This window comes from Arenimonas sp., from assembly GCF_022842045.1.
Classification (GTDB): domain Bacteria; phylum Pseudomonadota; class Gammaproteobacteria; order Xanthomonadales; family Xanthomonadaceae; genus Arenimonas.
On record NZ_JALHQI010000068.1, the window covers coordinates 1 to 14,953 of the forward strand.

The window sequence follows — 14,953 nt, forward strand, 5'->3', positions numbered from 1 at the left end:
GTCGAGCGTGCCCGCCAGCCGGCGCTGCCCGGCGGCGTCGAGGTCGCGCGCCTCCACGCCCAGCGCGCGCACGGCGAAGGCCTGCGGCAGCGCCAGTTCGACCGTGTAGCCCTCGGCGTGCTCGCGCCAGAAGCCCTCGATGCGGATCGGCGGCGGCAGGCCGTCCTCGCCGGCCACGCGCAGCACGCCCGATTCGCTGTTCGCCAGCCGCAGCCGCAGTTCGCCCGAGGGGCCGGAGAGATGCAGCCGCAGGCGGTCGTACTCCAGGTCGCCGGGCCAGTGCGCCTCGCCGCGCTGGCGGCTGGCGTCGCGCACGTCGATGAGCAGGTGCAGGCGCTCGTTGCTGCGGCCCAGGCTGAGCCGCAGCCAGGGCGCGGGCGCGCCGAACGCGTAGGGATCGACCTCGGCGCCCTGCCAGTCGCCGGACTCGCCGTCGAGCCGGGGCGCAAACGCCAGCCGGTGCGCGAACCAGCCCTCGCCCGCGGGCGGCAGGCTGGCCGGCCGCACCGCGATGCCGCGCGCCAGCGCCTCGGCCGACGCCAGCAGCGCCTGCTCCTGGCCCTGGCGCAGCAGGAACTCGAGCTGCTGCACGAACTTCCAGCCCGCCCACGGCAGCGCCAGCACCGACAGGGAAAGCAGCAGCAGCTTGGCGCGCAGGGTCACGTCAGGCGCGCCAGCGGTAGCCGGCGCCGTGCACGGTGTCGATCTCGTCGAAGGCCGGGTCGAGGGCCTGGAACTTCCGGCGGATGCGCTTGATGTGCGAGGTGATGGTGGCGTCGTCCACCACCACCTGCGCCTCGCGCATCAGCTGGTCGCGCGACTTCACGTGGCCGGGGTAGCGCACCATCGCGTGCACCATCCAGAACTCGGTGACGGTGAGCGCCACCTCGGCTTCGTTCCAGCACACGCGCATGCGCTCGAGCTCCAGCGTCAGCGCGCGCAGGCGGTACACCGACTCGCGCGCCTGCGGCGCGGCCAGTGAATCAAGCCGGCGGAACAGCGCGTGGATGCGCGCGGTCAGCTGCGGCAGGCTGGTGTCCTTGCTGAGGTAATCGTCGGCGCCCAGCCGCAGCCCCGAGATCACGTCGAAGTCGGAATCGCGCGCGGTCAGGAACAGGATCGGCAGCGTCGCCGAGCGCGCGCGCAGTTCGCGGCACAGGTCGAAGCCGCCCTCGGGCTCGTCGCCCAGCCCGACATCGATGATCACGAGGTCCGGCAACTTCAGGGCGAAGGCCGCCTGCGCCTCGGCGCGGCTGGCGTGGGGCTGGACCGCGTAACCGTGCCGGCGCAGGGCTTCGGCGTAATTGGCGCGGATGGCGGGTTCGTCTTCGACGATGGCGACGGTGCGTGACATGGCGGCCAGCCTAGGCCAGCGCGCGGGGCGGCGGCAACGGATTGCCCGCAAATCGCCACAACTCGTCGGCGCCTTGCCCGAACCGGGCCCGGCGCCGGGCAGGCGGCGGCCGCGCAATGGCAGCGTCCCCAAGGAGCACCGCCATGCACGCCCGAGAAACCCGCAAGCCCCGCCTCTTCCGTCCCCGCCCGGCGCCCGCGCAGCCGCTGGTCTGGCTGTACCTGGTCGCCATGTTGGTGCTGGCCCTGGTGTTCGCCCTCGCCCCGGCCCGCGCCAGCGAGTTCGACCCGGAGCCCGAGCCCGAACCCGAAGGCCTGCAGATGAAGGTCGGCGACGAGTGGGTCGCCACCCTGGCCATGGACACCACGGTGGACATGCAGGTGCGCGGCCTGCTGGCCGAAGTCACCGTGCGCCAGACCTACCGCAACGACGCCAGCGAGTGGCGCGAAGGCCGCTACCTGCTGCCGCTGCCCGAGAACGGCGCGGTCGGTGCGCTCACCCTGCGCGTCGGCGACCGGCTGATCGTGGGCGAGATCCGCGAAAAGGCCGAGGCCGAGGCGATCTACCAGGCCGCGGCCGCCAGCGGCCAGCGCGCCAGCCTGGTGGCGCAGAACCGGCCGAACCTGTTCCAGACCCGCGTCGCCAACATCGGCCCGGGCGAGGAAGTGGAGATCGAGGTGCGCTATTGGCAGCCGGTGGCCTTCCGCGACGGCGTGTTCTCGCTGCACCTGCCGCTGACCCTGACCCCGCGCTACGAAGGCACGCGCGAAGCCGTCGGCCTGCTCGACCCGGCCAGCCGCCCGGCCGCGCTGCCGGTCGCCGACGACGCGATCGTCCGCAGCGGCGCGCTGCCGCCGACGGTGGCGCTGAGCGTCGAGATCGAACCGGGCCTGCCGCTCAAGAGCGTCACCAGCCCCAGCCACGCAGTGACGGTGTCGGCCGAGGGCAGCACCTACCGGGCCACGCTGGCCCACCTCGTCGATGCCAGCGACCGCGACTTCATCCTGCGCTGGGAGCCCGTGCCCAGCCGCGCGCCGCGCAGCGCGGTGTTTACCGACACGGTGGACGGCGAATCCTTCGCGATGCTGCTGCTGGTGCCGCCCACGCTGCCGGTGGCACCGCTGCCGCGCGAACTCATCCTGGTGATCGACAACTCCGGCTCGATGTCGGGCGCGTCCATGCAGCAGGCGATCGAGGCCGCCGACCGCGCGCTGTCGCGGCTGCGCCCGGGCGATCGCTTCAACGTGGTGCGCTTCGACGACAGCTTCGACCTGCTCTTCCCCGAGGCCGTGGCGGCCGAGCCGGGCAATGTCGCCCGCGCCCGCAGCTTCGTGCGCTCGCTGCGCGCCGAGGGCGGCACCGAGATGCTGCCGGCCCTGCGCGCGGCCCTGGCCGGCCAGGCGCCGGCGGGCTACCTGCGCCAGGTGGTGTTGGCCACCGACGCCGCGATCGGCAACGAGGACGAACTGCTGCGCCTGATCGAGGCCGAGCGCGGCGAGTCGCGCCTGTTCCCGGTCGGCATCGGCAGCGCGCCCAACGGCCACTTCCTGCGCAAGGCGGCCGAAGCCGGCCGCGGCACCCAGACCCTGGTCCGCAACGTCGAGGAAGTCGCCGAAGTGATGGACGGCCTGCTGGCCAAGCTCGACCGGCCGGCGATGCGCGACATCACCCTGGCCTGGCCGGGCGCGGCCGAGATGCATCCGGCGCGCGTGCCCGACCTGTACGAAGGCGAGGCGCTGCAGGTGGTGGCGCGCGTCGATCGGCTCGAGGGCGCGGTGGCCGTGAGCGGCCTGCGCCCGCAGCCCTGGACGCGCCAGCTGAAGCTGTCGGGCGGCAGCGCGGTGCCGGCCCCGGGCATCGGCCGGCTGTGGGCCCGTGCGCGCATCGACACGCTGGAGGACGCGATGCGTCGCGGCGGGGACGAACCGGAGATCCGCGGCCAGATCGTCGAGACCGCCCTGCGCCACGGCCTGGTCAGCCGCTTCACCAGCCTGGTGGCGGTGGACAAGACCCCGGCCCGCCCGAAGGGCGAAGCCATGGGCAGTTCGCGGGTGATGAACGCGACGCCTGAAGGATCCCTGCAATTCGCGCAGGGCAGCATCGGCTGGCTGCGCGAGCTGCTGCTGGCGCTGGCGCTGGCCCTCGCGTCCTTCCTGCTGCTGCGCGGGAGGGCCTGAGCCATGGTCGCCCGCGTCATCGCCTGGGTCGCCTGCACCGTGTTGCTCTGCCTCCTGCGCGAACCCGCGCAGGCCTGACCCCCGGAGGTTTGCCATGGTCCTGATCGTCGAACGCCGTGATCTTCCCCCGCTGCCGCCGCTGCCGCCGGTGCCCGACCCGGGCCCGCGCTCGACCGAGCGCGCGCTGCGCCACATGCACTGGCACTTCGTGCCCGCCGACGCCAGCCCGCTGCTGCGGCGCCGGCCGGTGCCCCTGGTTTCCCCGCGGACGGCGCAGGAGGCGCCGTGATTTCCCCCGCCGCCAGCCTCGCATCACGGATGCACCCTCGGGACAGGGAAGTCCCACCACCGCGGCTGCGCCGCTGGCTGGGCCGGGCGCTGATGCTGGCGGCGCTGGCGCTGGGCGGCCACGCCGCCTGGCTGCCGGCCAAGGCGGTGCTGGCGCAGCAGCTGCTGGACCGGGCCTGGGACGCCAGCCTCGCCGACGGCGGTGCGCACCGCCCCTGGCCCTGGGCCGATACGCACCCGGTGGCACGCCTGGGCGCGCCGCGGCTGGGCATCTCGCAAATCGTGCTGGCCGGCGACGCCGGCCGGCCGCTGGCTTTCGGCCCCGGCTGGGCGGAAGCCAGCGCGGCACCGGGCGCCACCGGCACGACGATCATCAGCGGCCATCGCGACACGCACTTCCGCTGGCTGGAACACGTGCGCGACGGCGACTGGGTCTCGCTCGAATCCGGCACCGGCCTCCGCCGCTACCGCGTCACCGGCCTGCAGGTGGTGGATTCCCGCACCACCCGCATCGCGACTTCATCCACTGACCAACTGGTGCTGGTGACCTGCTGGCCCTTCGACGCCACCGCCCCCCGTGGCCCCCTCCGCTACGTCGTCACCCTCGCACCCATTTGAATGGTGGGGGGCAAGTGTTTGAACGCGGATCAGAGCGGATGCACGCGGATAAAAGCGGGTCAAGCAAAGGCGGGAATGGTTCCTGGCCAGCCAGCCGATGCTCGCGAAAACCAAACTCCAAACGCCCTATCCGCTCTTATCCGCGTGCATCCGCTCTGATCCGCGTTAAACCTCAGGCGCCACGGACGGAGGCGACGGCGGTGCGCATGCGGGTGATGACGTCGGCGTAGTCGGGGGCGTTGAAGATGGCGGAGCCGGCGACGAAGGTGTCGGCGCCCGCGGCGGCGATGGCGGCGATGTTGTCGGCCTTGACGCCGCCGTCGATCTCCAGGCGGATCGGCTTGCCCAGCTTGTCGATGCGGTCGCGCACGCGCTTGAGCTTGTCCAGCGCCGACGGGATGAAGGCCTGCCCGCCGAAGCCCGGGTTGACCGACATCAGCAGCACCAAGTCGAGCTCGGGCAGCACGTAGTCCAGCACTTCCAGCGGCGTGGCCGGGTTGAGCACCAGGCCGGCCTGGCAGCCCTGGGCCTTGATCAGCTGCACGGTGCGGTGCACGTGCTCGCTGGCCTCGGGATGGAAGCTGATGATGCTGGCGCCCGCGGCGGCGAAGTCGGGGACGAGGCGGTCCACCGGCTTCACCATCAGGTGCACGTCGATCGGCGCGGTGACGCCGTGCTTGCGCAGTGCCTCGCACACCAGCGGGCCGATGGTGAGGTTGGGCACGTAGTGGTTGTCCATCACGTCGAAGTGCACCCAGTCGGCGCCGGCCGCGAGCACGTTGTCCACTTCCTCGCCGAGCCGGGCGAAGTTGGCGGAGAGGATGGACGGGGCGATCAGGCAGGACGACATGGCGGGACCCGGCAGCGGCGGGCGCGGCCCGCGGACGGCCCATTCTACCGGCCCCGCGACGCGGGTCGCCGGGTCACGGGCCGGGGGCGTCCCGACCGGAGGTGCCCGGGCCGGTGCATCCGACGGGCGCGCTTCGCGCGTAGGCAATCCGGTCAGTGGAACCCGACGCCCCCCATCCGCCCAGGAGCCCCAGATGAAGACCTCCCTCGCCCTGCTCATCAGTTTCGGCCTCGGCGCCGCCGGTGCCGCCCAGGCCCAGTCCACCTGGAACGGCGCCTACCTTGGCGGCCACGCCGGGCCGTCCACCCAGTCCGACGCCCGCGGTGAGTCCATCCTGTTCGACACCAACCTCGACGGCGTGTTCGGCGACACCGTGCGCACCGCGGCCGGTGCCGACGCGTTCTCGCCCGGCTTCTGCGGCGGCGGCGCCAACGGCCCGACCCCGGCCAGCGGCTGCCGCAGCAATGGCGACGACGACAACGATGACTACGGCCTGCGCCTGGGCTACGACTGGCAGGACGGCGCCCTTGTCTACGGCGTGCTCGGCGAAGTCGCCCGCGGCGGGCTCACCGACAGCGTCACCGCCTTCAGCACCACGCCGGCGTTCTACACGATGCGCCGCGAACTCGAGACCAGCTACGCCCTGCGCGGCCGCGTGGGCTTGAGCTTCGGCGACGACCGCAACCTGCTCTACGCCACCGCGGGCTACGCCTGGGCGTCGGTGCGCAACGACTTCAGCACCAGCAACGGCGTCAACACCTTCGTGGCCAACGGCGACAGCGATGCCTCGGGCGCGCAGGTTGGCCTGGGCTACGAGCGCCGGATCGGCGACGCCTTCTCGGTCGGCCTCGAGTACCTGCGCACCGATTTCGAGGACGAGGACTACCGCGTGCGGGCGCAGGGCCCGGCAGCCGCGACCAATCCCTTCCTGCTGGTGAACCCGGACGGCACCGACTTCCGGCGCAGCAACGGCGACATCGAAGTCGAGAGCGTGCGGCTGACGCTCAACTACCGCTTCTGAGTCACGCGGTGCCGCGGGTAGGCTCGCCTTTCCCCTGGGGCGGGCCTACTTGCGGCGCTGCTTCTGGATGCGCTCGTAGGCCGCGTTGATTTCGCGGGCCTTGTCCTCGGCCTGCTGCCGGATCTCGGGCGCGACGCCGCCGAGGCGGTCGGGATGGTACTGGGCGATCAGCCGCCGGTAGGCGCGCTCGACCTCGGCCTCGCTGGCGTCACTGGTGAGCCCGAGGATCTCGTACGGGTCGTACTTCTTCCGGCGGAACCAGTCGGCGTCCAGCGCATGGCCCAGCAGCAGGCCCAGCGCGGCGCCCGCCGGATGGCGCAGCAGCAGCCAGCCCGCCACGAAGCCCAGCAGCTTGCCGTAGTACCTCATCGCTGGCCCCCGCCGACGAAGCCGGGCTGGGCCGCGTACCAGGCCGCGAGGGCCTCGATGTCGCGCGGCTGCAGGGCGTTGGCCAGGCTGGTCATGGGCACCTGCTGGCGCTTGCCGCTGCGGTAGTCGGCCAGCGCACGCTCGAGGTAAAGCCGGTCCTGGCCGCCGATGTGCGGGGTGCCGGGCGCGCGGCCGGTGCCGTCCTCGCCGTGGCAGGCGACGCAGAGGCCGAGCTTGGCGGGCTTGGGCGGCAGGGCCGGGGCGCTGGCCGGTGCGGCGAGGCTGGCCATCAGGATCAGGGCGGGCGTGGTCATGCGCCGGATTCTAGCAGCGCGTCCTGCGTGCACGGCGTCATGGCCGGGCCGCCCGCCTTACAATGTCGCCCTCCCCCGCGCCCGCGAGCCCGCCGTGCCCACCACCCTGCACACTTCCGACCTGCCCGGCCTGACCCTGCTCCACCGGGGCAAGGTCCGCGATGTCTACGCGCTGCCGGGCAACCGCCTGCTGATGGTCGCCACCGACCGGCTCTCGGCCTTTGACGTGGTGCTGCCGGACCCGATCCCGGGCAAGGGCGAGATGCTCTGCCAGATCAGCAACTTCTGGTTCGACAAGACCGCGCACCTGGTGCCCAACCACCTGACCCACGAGGACGTGGCCAGCGTGCTGCCCGCGGGGGTGGACCCGGCCCTGTATGCCCGGCGCGCCGTGGTGACCAAGCGCCTCAAGCCGGTGCCGGTGGAAGCCATCGCCCGCGGCTACCTGATCGGCAGCGGCTGGAAGGACTACCAGCGCACCGGCGAACTCTGCGGCATCGCCCTGCCCGCGGGACTGCAGCAGGCGCAGCAGCTGCCCGAGCCGATCTTCACCCCGTCCACCAAGGCGGCGGTGGGCGACCACGACGAGAACGTCAGCTTCGCCCACGTGGTGTCGCTGGTGGGTGCCGACCTGGCGATGCAGGTGCGTGACGCCACGCTGGCGATCTACCGGTTCGCGGCGGCGTATGCGCGCGAGCGCGGCATCATCATCGCCGACACCAAGCTCGAGTTCGGCCTCGACGAACACGGCGTGCTGCACGTGATGGACGAGATGCTGACGCCGGATTCCTCGCGCTTCTGGCCGGCCGACCAGTACCGGGTCGGCACCAGCCCGCCCAGCTACGACAAGCAGTTCGTCCGCGACTACCTCGAGACCCTGGACTGGAACAAGACCGCCCCGGGCCCGAGGGTGCCGGCCGAGGTGATCGAAGGCACGCGCCGCAAGTACGCCGAGGCCCTGGACCGCCTGGCCGACCTGCGCCTGGATTGATGCCGGCCCCCGGGGGCGGGGCTATGATGGGTCGTCCAAGCATCCCCGGAGACCGGCCATGGCGACTTCCCCCGACCTGATCGACACGCCCGACCCGCGGCGCCCGGTCGACCGCTGGCTGTCGAGCTACTCCGGCGACCACGTCAACCCGACCAACCAGTTCATCCACCTGCTGTGCGTGCCGGCCATCGTGTGGTCGGTGACGGCGGCGCTGTGGGTGATCCCGGTGCCCACCGCGCTGGTGAACCAGGGCGCGTGGATGGCGGTCGGCATGTTCCTGGCCTGGGCCTGGTACTGGCGGCTGTCGCGGCCGCTGGCGATCGGCATGCTGGTGGTGTTCGTGGCCTTCGGATTCCTCAACCGGGCGCTTTGGATGGCGCTGGGCTCGCAGGACTTGCTGTGGCTGGCGATCGGCGTGTTCATCGTCGCCTGGATCGGGCAGTTCATCGGCCACAAGATCGAGGGCCGCAAGCCGAGTTTCCTCACCGACCTGAGCTACCTGCTGGTCGGGCCGCTGTGGACCCTCGACAAGCTCTACCGCAAGCTCGGCCTCAAGCGCTGACCGCAAGAAAATGTGGGAGGGACTCCAGTCCCTCCCACAGGTCAGTCCGGCGTTGTCATCAGCCGGCCATGCCGGCCATGCCCACGCCCATCACGCCGACGATGACGCCGATCGCGATGCTGGCCACGATGCCCAGGACGACCATCGCCACCAGGTACAGCAGCGACACCAGGCAGGAACGGCCGTAGCCGATGGCCTGGCCGGTCGGCGACTTGATCAGCAGGTTGATGAAGAACGCGGTGATGAACAGCGCCGCGAGCAGGCTCACGCCCATGATGCCCAGCGATGCCATCGCGCCGGCCATCGCCGCCTCGCCGCCCATCATCGACGGGTCGCCCATGCCGGCGCCGACGCCCATCACCATCGTCAGCGCGATGTTGATGATGAAACCCACCACGCCGGACAGGAAAACCACCAGGATCGACTTGCCGTAGCCCGGCGAGAAGCCTTGCAGCAGGCGCACGCTGAACTTCAGGATCAGGCCACCCACCAACAGGCCCAACACCATCATTACTGCGAAGACCACCAGGATCATGCCCCCCAGGGCAGCCATCTGTTCCATTGAAACTCTCCCCATTGGATACTCGGATGCGCGTCGCGCCCGCCGACTCTGCCCGAGCGCCGCGCCAGCGGCAAGCGGTCGCGAATCCGGCCGCGTCCCTGCCCCGCATTCCACCCGGTGACCGCCATGCCCTTACGTGATCTGCTGCTGGCGCTCCTGGTCTGCGTGGCCTGGGCTGGCAACTTCCTCACCTCCGCACTTTCGCTGCGCGAAATGCCGCCGCTGCTGTTCACCGGCCTGCGGCTGGCGCTGCTGGCGATGCTGCTGGGTGCTTTCCTGCGCCGCCCGGCGCCCGGCCAATGGCCGCGGCTGGTGGCGACCGCGCTGTGCATGGGCGTGCTGCACTTCGGCCTTAGCTTCTGGGCGATCAAGCTCGCCGGCGACTTGTCCTCGCCCGCCATCGTGATGCAGAGCTACGTGCCGATGTCGGTGCTGCTGGCCTGGGCGCTTCTGGGCGAACGCTTCGCGTGGCGCACCGGCACGGCGATCGCGCTGAGCTTCGGCGGGGTGTTGGTGCTCGGCTTCGATCCGCTGGTGCTCGACAACCCGGCCTCGCTGGTGCTGATGCTGGTCTCGGCGTTCTTCCTGGCGGTGGGCACGGTGCTGATGCGCGGCCTGGGCGGAGTCGACCGCTATGGCATGCAGGCCTGGACGGCGGTGCTCGGCGTCGGGCCGATGCTGGCGCTGAGCCTGTGGCTCGAACCCGGTGGCTTCGCGGCCATCGCGGGATTCAGCGGACAGGCCTGGTTCGGCGTCGCCTACGCCGCCATCGTCGCCTCGCTGCTGGGCCACGGCATCTACTACTCGCTGGTGCAGCGCCACGCGGTCGCCAAGGTCATGCCGTGGCTGCTGCTGACGCCCGTCTTCGCCGTCGCGCTCGGCGTTCTCGTCTGGGGCGACCGCCCCGGCCCGAAGCTCTGGATCGGCGGGGCGATGACCCTCGCCGGCATCCTGCTGATCGCCCTCCGCAGCCTCGCCAAGTCCCGGCCCGTGCCCACCCCCGAAGAACTGTAGGTCATCGCGCCGTCGTCACCGGGAAAGCGAGGGTCGCTTTCTCCGACATAAAGGCTTCACGGAGGAGAAAGCGACCTTCGATTCCGCGGTGACGACGGCGCCAGAACCAACGGGCACCAAAAGAAAGGCGGGCCTGAGCCCGCCTCCCGGATGTCGCAATGTCGCTGGGGTCAGAGCTTGGCGACCCAGTCGTCCTTCTCGCGCGGGCGCAGCAGCCAGCGGCACAGGGCCGGCAGGAAGATGATCGCCGCGACCATGTTCACCACGAACATGAAGGTCAGCATGATGCCCATGTCCGCCTGGAACTTCAGGTCCGAGAAGATCCACATCGCCACGCCAACCGCCAGGGTCAGCGCCGTGTAGAAGATCGCGATACCGGTGGTCTTGAGCGCCACGAAGTAGCTCTCGGCGACCGTGCGGCCCTGCAGCATCGACTCACGCATGCGCGCGAAGATGTAGATGCCGTAGTCGACGCCGATGCCCACGCCCAGCGCCACCACGCACAGCGTGTTGACCTTCATGCCGATGTCGAGCTCGACCATCAGCGAGTGGCCCAGCTCGGTCACCAGCACCAGCGGCGCCAGCACGCAGAGCGCGGCCAGCGGATTCTTGAAGCTGATCCAGCACATCACGAACACCGCCGCGTACAGCAGGTACAGGATCATGTGCTCGGACTCGCGCACCGTGTCGTTGGTGGCGGCCGCGACGCCGACGTTGCCGGTGGCCAGGCGCAGGTTCACCTGGTCGGAGGTGAACTCCGGGTTGCCCGCGGCCTCCTCGGCCAGCTTCAGGCGCAGGTTGCCCGGCACGTAGGCGTCGTTGGCCTCGCGGAATTCCTTCACCGCCGCGACCACGCGGTCGATGGTGGTGGCCTGGTGGTCCGAGGTGAAGATGGTGATCGGGATCGCGCTGCAGTCGGCATTGAGCAGGCCCGAGTCGGTCTCGAAGCTCTGGGTGGCCTGGCGCAGCGTGTCCGGGTCGCGCGGCAGGATGCGCCAGCGCACCGAGCCATCGTTCCAGCCGGCGTTGACGATCTTGGCCGCGGCCGGAAGCGTGATCACCTGCTCGACGCCCTCGACGTTCTCCATGTGCCAGGCGAACCGGTCGATGGTCTCCATGGCGTTGAAGCTGGTGGTGCAGGCCGACGGCGCCGCCTCGGCGATCACGTTCATGATGTCCACGCCCAGCGCGAAGCGCTCGGCGATCAGCACCGCGTCCTGGTTGTAGCGGGCATCGGGGCGCAGCTCGGCCACGCCCTTCTGGGCGTCGCCGATCATCACCTTGTTGCCGTGCTGCCAGGCGAAGAACCACACCACCAGGCCAACCAGAATCAGCGCCGCGGCGGGGCCGGGCTTGGACAGGCGCGACAGCGCCGCCCAGATCTTGTCGAAGCGGGTGAGCTGGCGCAGGCGGAACTCGCGCTTGCGGTCGATGTTGCGCAGGCGCGTGTAGCTCAGCAGCACCGGCAGCAGCACCAGGTCGGTGAGGATGGTCAGCGCCACGCCGACGGTGGCGGTGATGGCCAGCTCGCGCACCATGTCGATCGGGATGACCATGATGGCGCCGAAGCCGATGCAGCCGGCGATCAGGGCCACGGTGCCCGGCACCAGCAGCATGCGGAAGGACAGGCGGGCGGCCTCGAGCGGGTCGACGGCGTCCTTGGCGCGGGCGCGCAGCTCCTCGACGGTGCCCTCTTCCAGGCCGCCGAAGAAGATCTCGCCGCGGAAGCGGTTGATCATCTGCTCGCCGTGGCTGACCGCGATGGCGAAGATCAGGAAGGGCGTGAGCATGTTCATCGGGTCGATGCCGAAGCCCATGAGCTTGAGCGCGCCCAGCATCCACACCACCGACACCAGGGCGGCGGCCACGGTGAGGCTGGCCAGCTTGACCGAGGTCGAATAGAGGAACAGCAGCAGCCAGGTGAAGGCGATGGTGACCGCGAAGAACTTGATCACCGAGCGCGCGCCGTCGCTGATGTCGCCGACCACCTTGGCGAAGCCGATGATGTGGACGGTGTGGTTCTCGTCCTCGTACTTGGTGCGGATGGCCTCGAACTGCGCCGCCACTTCCTGGTAATCGACCTTGTTGACGTCGCTTTCCGGGATCAGGTCGGCCCAGATCATCGCGCCGGACCAGTCCTTGGCGACCAGCCGGCCGACGATGTTGGCCTTGACGATGTTGCCGCGGATGGCCTGGAAGTCCTCGGGCGTGGACTGGAAGCCCTCGACGTTCGGGGTGAAGGTCTGCGGGATGACGTTGCCGCCGGACAGGCCGTCCTCGACAACCTCGATGAAGCGGACGTTCGGCGTGAACAGCGAACGCGAACGGGCGTCGTCGGTGGAGTCGAGGTTGATGACGTCGTTGGTGACGTTCTCCAGGGTCTTCATGAACTCCTGGTCGAACATGTCGCCGTCCTTCGCGATCACGGCGACCAGGACGCGGTTGGCACCGCCGAACTCGGCCTCGTAGTCCTGGAAGGTCTGCATGTACTCGTGCTGCAGCGGCACCTGCTTCTTGAAGCCGGCGTCGACCTCGAGCTGCATGGCGAAGTAAAGCATCGCCACGGTGATCGCCGTGAAGACGACCAGGATGAGCGGCCGGTTGCCGAAGACGAGCTTCTCGGCAAAACGGGCGAAGGGGCCGGGTTGGGCGTTGGGCAGGCTCATTGCTACTCCGTCACTTCGGGCGGTACAGGTCGGCGCCCTTGTCGCCGATCACGAGGTATCCGGCGTCGTCCACCGGCAGCACGCCAGAGAGGAGCGGCGTCTCGCCGGTGCTCATCTCGTAGGCGGTCGCGGTGAACGGCGTGTCGGCATCGGGGCGGGTCAGGATGGCGCCATTGGCGCCCACCAGCACCGCACCGCCGCCGGGCAGCGCATGGCCGCCCATCAGGCTGGTGGTGATGCCGGTCTCGACCTCGGTCCAGGAATCGCCGAGGTCGCGGGACTCAAGCACGTTGCCGCGCAGGCCATAGACCAGGATGTGGTCGTCCTCCCAGGCCAGCACGCCGAACATCGAGCCTTCGTAGGGAAGGCGCTTGCTTTCCCAGGTCTGGCCGCCGTCGCGCGAACGCATGAAGGTGCCGCGCTCGCCGGCGATCACCAGCGCGCCGGAGCCGGCGCGGGCCATGGCGTTGAGGTGCGGGTCGGACTCGGCATCCAGCATCAGGTCGTCGTCGCTGAAGGTCCAGTCCTCGGCCGCGGCGACCCCGTCGGCGGCCGGTTCGTCGGCGGCGGATGCCTCTTCGGCGGCACCGCCCAGAACGCTGCGCGGGGTCCAGGTGACGCCACCATCGCTGGTGACCAGCATCAGGCTGTAGGCGCCGATGGCGAAGCCGTTGCGCGCGTCGGTGAAGAGCAGGTCCATCACCGGCACGCCTTCGCTGGGATCGACGATGTCGTAGCTCCAGGGCGCGGCGCGGCGACGGGTCCAAGTCTGGCCGCCGTCGGTGGAGTGGACGATGACGCCATCGTGGCCGGCGGCCCAGAGCACGCCGTCGGCGGTGGCGATGGTGGTGAGCGTGGCGCGGGTGGGCACCTTGGCCTGGGTCCAGGCCTGGCCGTCTTCCGACACCAGGACGTGGCCGCGCTCGCCCACGGCGAAGTAGCCCGCATTGGTGCGGACCACGTCGAGCAGCAGCGAGCGGCGCGCGCGCGGAAGGATCTCGGCGTCGAGCAGCGCCGGGTCGGTGGCGGCGACGGCGGCGGACGGCTCGACGGATTCCTCCGGAGCAGCATCCATGCCGGGGTCGGCGTCGGCCATCTCGGCGGACGCCTCTTCGGCGGGAATCTCGGGCTCGGGCGACTGCGCGGAAAGCGGCAGCGCGAGGGCCAACAGCATGGCGCCGGCAAGGCGCGAACGACGAAGGGGGATCGCTGGCATTTCTTTCCTCCACCTGGGCCCGCGCCATTCGCGGGCCCCTGAACGCAGCCGCGCCCTTTCGGGCGCGGCTGGTGTTTCAACCACTTGGGATCAGCGAACGCCCGCGGTGCGGAGGTTCTGCGGCGAGTAGTTCGCCGGGGTGCTCTGGTAGCCGAAGTCGCGCGGCTTGTCCTCGTTGTCCAGCAGGCCGGTGATGTAACGGCCGGACTTGAGGTCGTGGTGGGTCTCGAGGGTGGACCAGAAGGTCGGCACCTCGTAGTAGTTGATCGACGGCGCGTCGGAATAGCGCCACAGGTTGCCCTGGCCATCGTAGTGGTCGGCCAGCAGGATCTGGTAGCTGTCCTCGTCGAGGTAGAAGGTGCGGCGGCTGTTGATGTGGCGCTGGCCGGCCTTGAGCTTGGCCTCGACCACCCACACGCGGTGCAGCTCGTAGCGCATGAAGTCGGGGTTGAGGTGGCCCGGACGGATCAGGTCGCGGACCTTGGCCTTGTCGCTGTGGGCGCGGTACGCGTTGTACGGGACCAGCATTTCCTTCTTGCCGACGATGGTCCAGTCGAAGCGGTCCATGGCGCCGTTGAACATGTCGGTCATGTCATTGGTGCGCAGGCCGTCGGACGCGGTGCCCGGGTTGTCGTAGGCGACGTTCGGGGCGCGGCGCACGCGGCGCTGGCCCGGGTTGTACACCCACGCCTGGCGCGGCGCGGCGGCCGCGTTCAGGGTCTCGTGCACCAGCAGCACCTGGCCGGCCAGGCGGGCCGGGCCGAGCACTTCCTGCTTGAAGTACAGCAGGATGTTGTTGATGTTCTCGGTGGTGTTGCCCGGCTTGTAGTACAGGCCCAGGATTTCCTCGCGCAGCTTGATCAGCGTGAACGCACCGCCGGCCGTCGGGGCCGCCTGGTTCGAGTAGCTGACCACCGACAGGCCCTTGTACTTGAGCTTGTGGTTCCAGAT

At 70.3% G+C, this 14,953-nt stretch carries 15 protein-coding genes and 1 pseudogene; 7 read left to right on the forward strand and 9 right to left on the reverse strand.

All coding sequences use genetic code 11. The features are described 5' to 3' along the window. Both Q0C12_RS12445 and pdsR read right to left on the reverse strand, forming a co-directional pair. Positions 1-663: pseudogene (locus tag Q0C12_RS12445) on the reverse strand (histidine kinase); the annotation flags it as partial. Between the two features lies 1 nt (position 664). After that, a complete protein-coding gene (gene pdsR / locus Q0C12_RS12450; RefSeq protein WP_290890630.1) occupies positions 665-1,354 on the reverse strand; it encodes a proteobacterial dedicated sortase system response regulator in 690 nt (229 codons plus the stop codon). Between the two features lie 143 nt (positions 1,355-1,497). Here pdsR and Q0C12_RS12455 point away from each other — a divergent pair, with 143 nt between their 5' ends. From Q0C12_RS12455 to Q0C12_RS12465, 3 genes are all read left to right on the forward strand, one after another. Further along, entirely contained in the window at positions 1,498-3,531 is a 2,034-nt protein-coding gene (locus Q0C12_RS12455; RefSeq protein WP_290890631.1) for a marine proteobacterial sortase target protein, read from the forward strand. 94 nt (positions 3,532-3,625) lie between these two features. Next, on the forward strand, positions 3,626-3,820 hold the full coding sequence (locus tag Q0C12_RS12460; RefSeq protein ID WP_290890632.1) for a hypothetical protein: 195 nt from the start codon (positions 3,626-3,628) through the stop codon (positions 3,818-3,820). Then, entirely contained in the window at positions 3,817-4,437 is a 621-nt protein-coding gene (locus Q0C12_RS12465) for a class GN sortase (protein ID WP_290890634.1), read from the forward strand. Before Q0C12_RS12460 ends, Q0C12_RS12465 begins: the two co-directional genes overlap by 4 nt. Positions 4,438-4,609: 172 nt before the next feature. On the opposite strand, the gene rpe is transcribed toward Q0C12_RS12465, so the two are convergent. Beyond that, positions 4,610-5,287, reverse strand: a complete 678-nt coding sequence (gene rpe, locus Q0C12_RS12470; RefSeq protein WP_290890636.1) for a ribulose-phosphate 3-epimerase — start codon at positions 5,285-5,287, stop codon at positions 4,610-4,612. Between the two features lie 193 nt (positions 5,288-5,480). Here rpe and Q0C12_RS12475 point away from each other — a divergent pair, with 193 nt between their 5' ends. After that, positions 5,481-6,308, forward strand: coding sequence for an outer membrane beta-barrel protein (locus Q0C12_RS12475; protein ID WP_290890638.1), 828 nt, complete (start codon positions 5,481-5,483; stop codon positions 6,306-6,308). Between the two features lie 45 nt (positions 6,309-6,353). Here the strand turns inward: Q0C12_RS12475 and Q0C12_RS12480 are convergent, their stop codons facing one another. Further along, positions 6,354-6,677, reverse strand: a complete 324-nt coding sequence (locus Q0C12_RS12480; protein WP_034209996.1) for a DnaJ domain-containing protein — start codon at positions 6,675-6,677, stop codon at positions 6,354-6,356. After that, a complete protein-coding gene (locus Q0C12_RS12485; protein WP_290890641.1) occupies positions 6,674-6,991 on the reverse strand; it encodes a c-type cytochrome in 318 nt (105 codons plus the stop codon). The genes Q0C12_RS12480 and Q0C12_RS12485 overlap by 4 nt, the downstream gene beginning before the upstream one ends. A gap of 94 nt (positions 6,992-7,085) precedes the next feature. Here Q0C12_RS12485 and Q0C12_RS12490 point away from each other — a divergent pair, with 94 nt between their 5' ends. Together Q0C12_RS12490 and Q0C12_RS12495 are read left to right on the forward strand one after the other, a co-directional pair. After that, entirely contained in the window at positions 7,086-7,982 is an 897-nt protein-coding gene (locus Q0C12_RS12490; RefSeq protein ID WP_290890643.1) for a phosphoribosylaminoimidazolesuccinocarboxamide synthase, read from the forward strand. A 58-nt stretch (positions 7,983-8,040) separates the two neighbouring features. Next, positions 8,041-8,544: an Mpo1-like protein gene (locus tag Q0C12_RS12495; protein ID WP_290890645.1), complete on the forward strand. Its 504-nt coding sequence runs from the start codon at positions 8,041-8,043 to the stop codon at positions 8,542-8,544. A gap of 58 nt (positions 8,545-8,602) precedes the next feature. On the opposite strand, the gene Q0C12_RS12500 is transcribed toward Q0C12_RS12495, so the two are convergent. Beyond that, on the reverse strand, positions 8,603-9,106 hold the full coding sequence (locus Q0C12_RS12500) for a hypothetical protein (protein ID WP_290890647.1): 504 nt from the start codon (positions 9,104-9,106) through the stop codon (positions 8,603-8,605). 126 nt (positions 9,107-9,232) lie between these two features. On the opposite strand from Q0C12_RS12500, the gene Q0C12_RS12505 reads away from it, so the two are divergent. Further along, positions 9,233-10,120 carry a DMT family transporter gene (locus tag Q0C12_RS12505; RefSeq protein WP_290890649.1) on the forward strand — a complete coding sequence of 296 codons (888 nt, stop codon included), beginning with the start codon at positions 9,233-9,235 and terminating at the stop codon, positions 10,118-10,120. 170 nt (positions 10,121-10,290) lie between these two features. Here Q0C12_RS12505 and Q0C12_RS12510 read toward each other — a convergent pair whose 3' ends face one another. The 3 genes from Q0C12_RS12510 to Q0C12_RS12520 all read right to left on the reverse strand — a co-directional run. Then, entirely contained in the window at positions 10,291-12,786 is a 2,496-nt protein-coding gene (locus tag Q0C12_RS12510; protein ID WP_290890651.1) for an MMPL family transporter, read from the reverse strand. Between the two features lie 10 nt (positions 12,787-12,796). Beyond that, positions 12,797-14,002: a YCF48-related protein gene (locus Q0C12_RS12515; RefSeq protein ID WP_290890653.1), complete on the reverse strand. Its 1,206-nt coding sequence runs from the start codon at positions 14,000-14,002 to the stop codon at positions 12,797-12,799. 90 nt (positions 14,003-14,092) lie between these two features. Next, the coding region (locus Q0C12_RS12520; protein WP_290890655.1) for a DUF1329 domain-containing protein at positions 14,093-14,953 on the reverse strand (861 nt) is incomplete at its 5' end.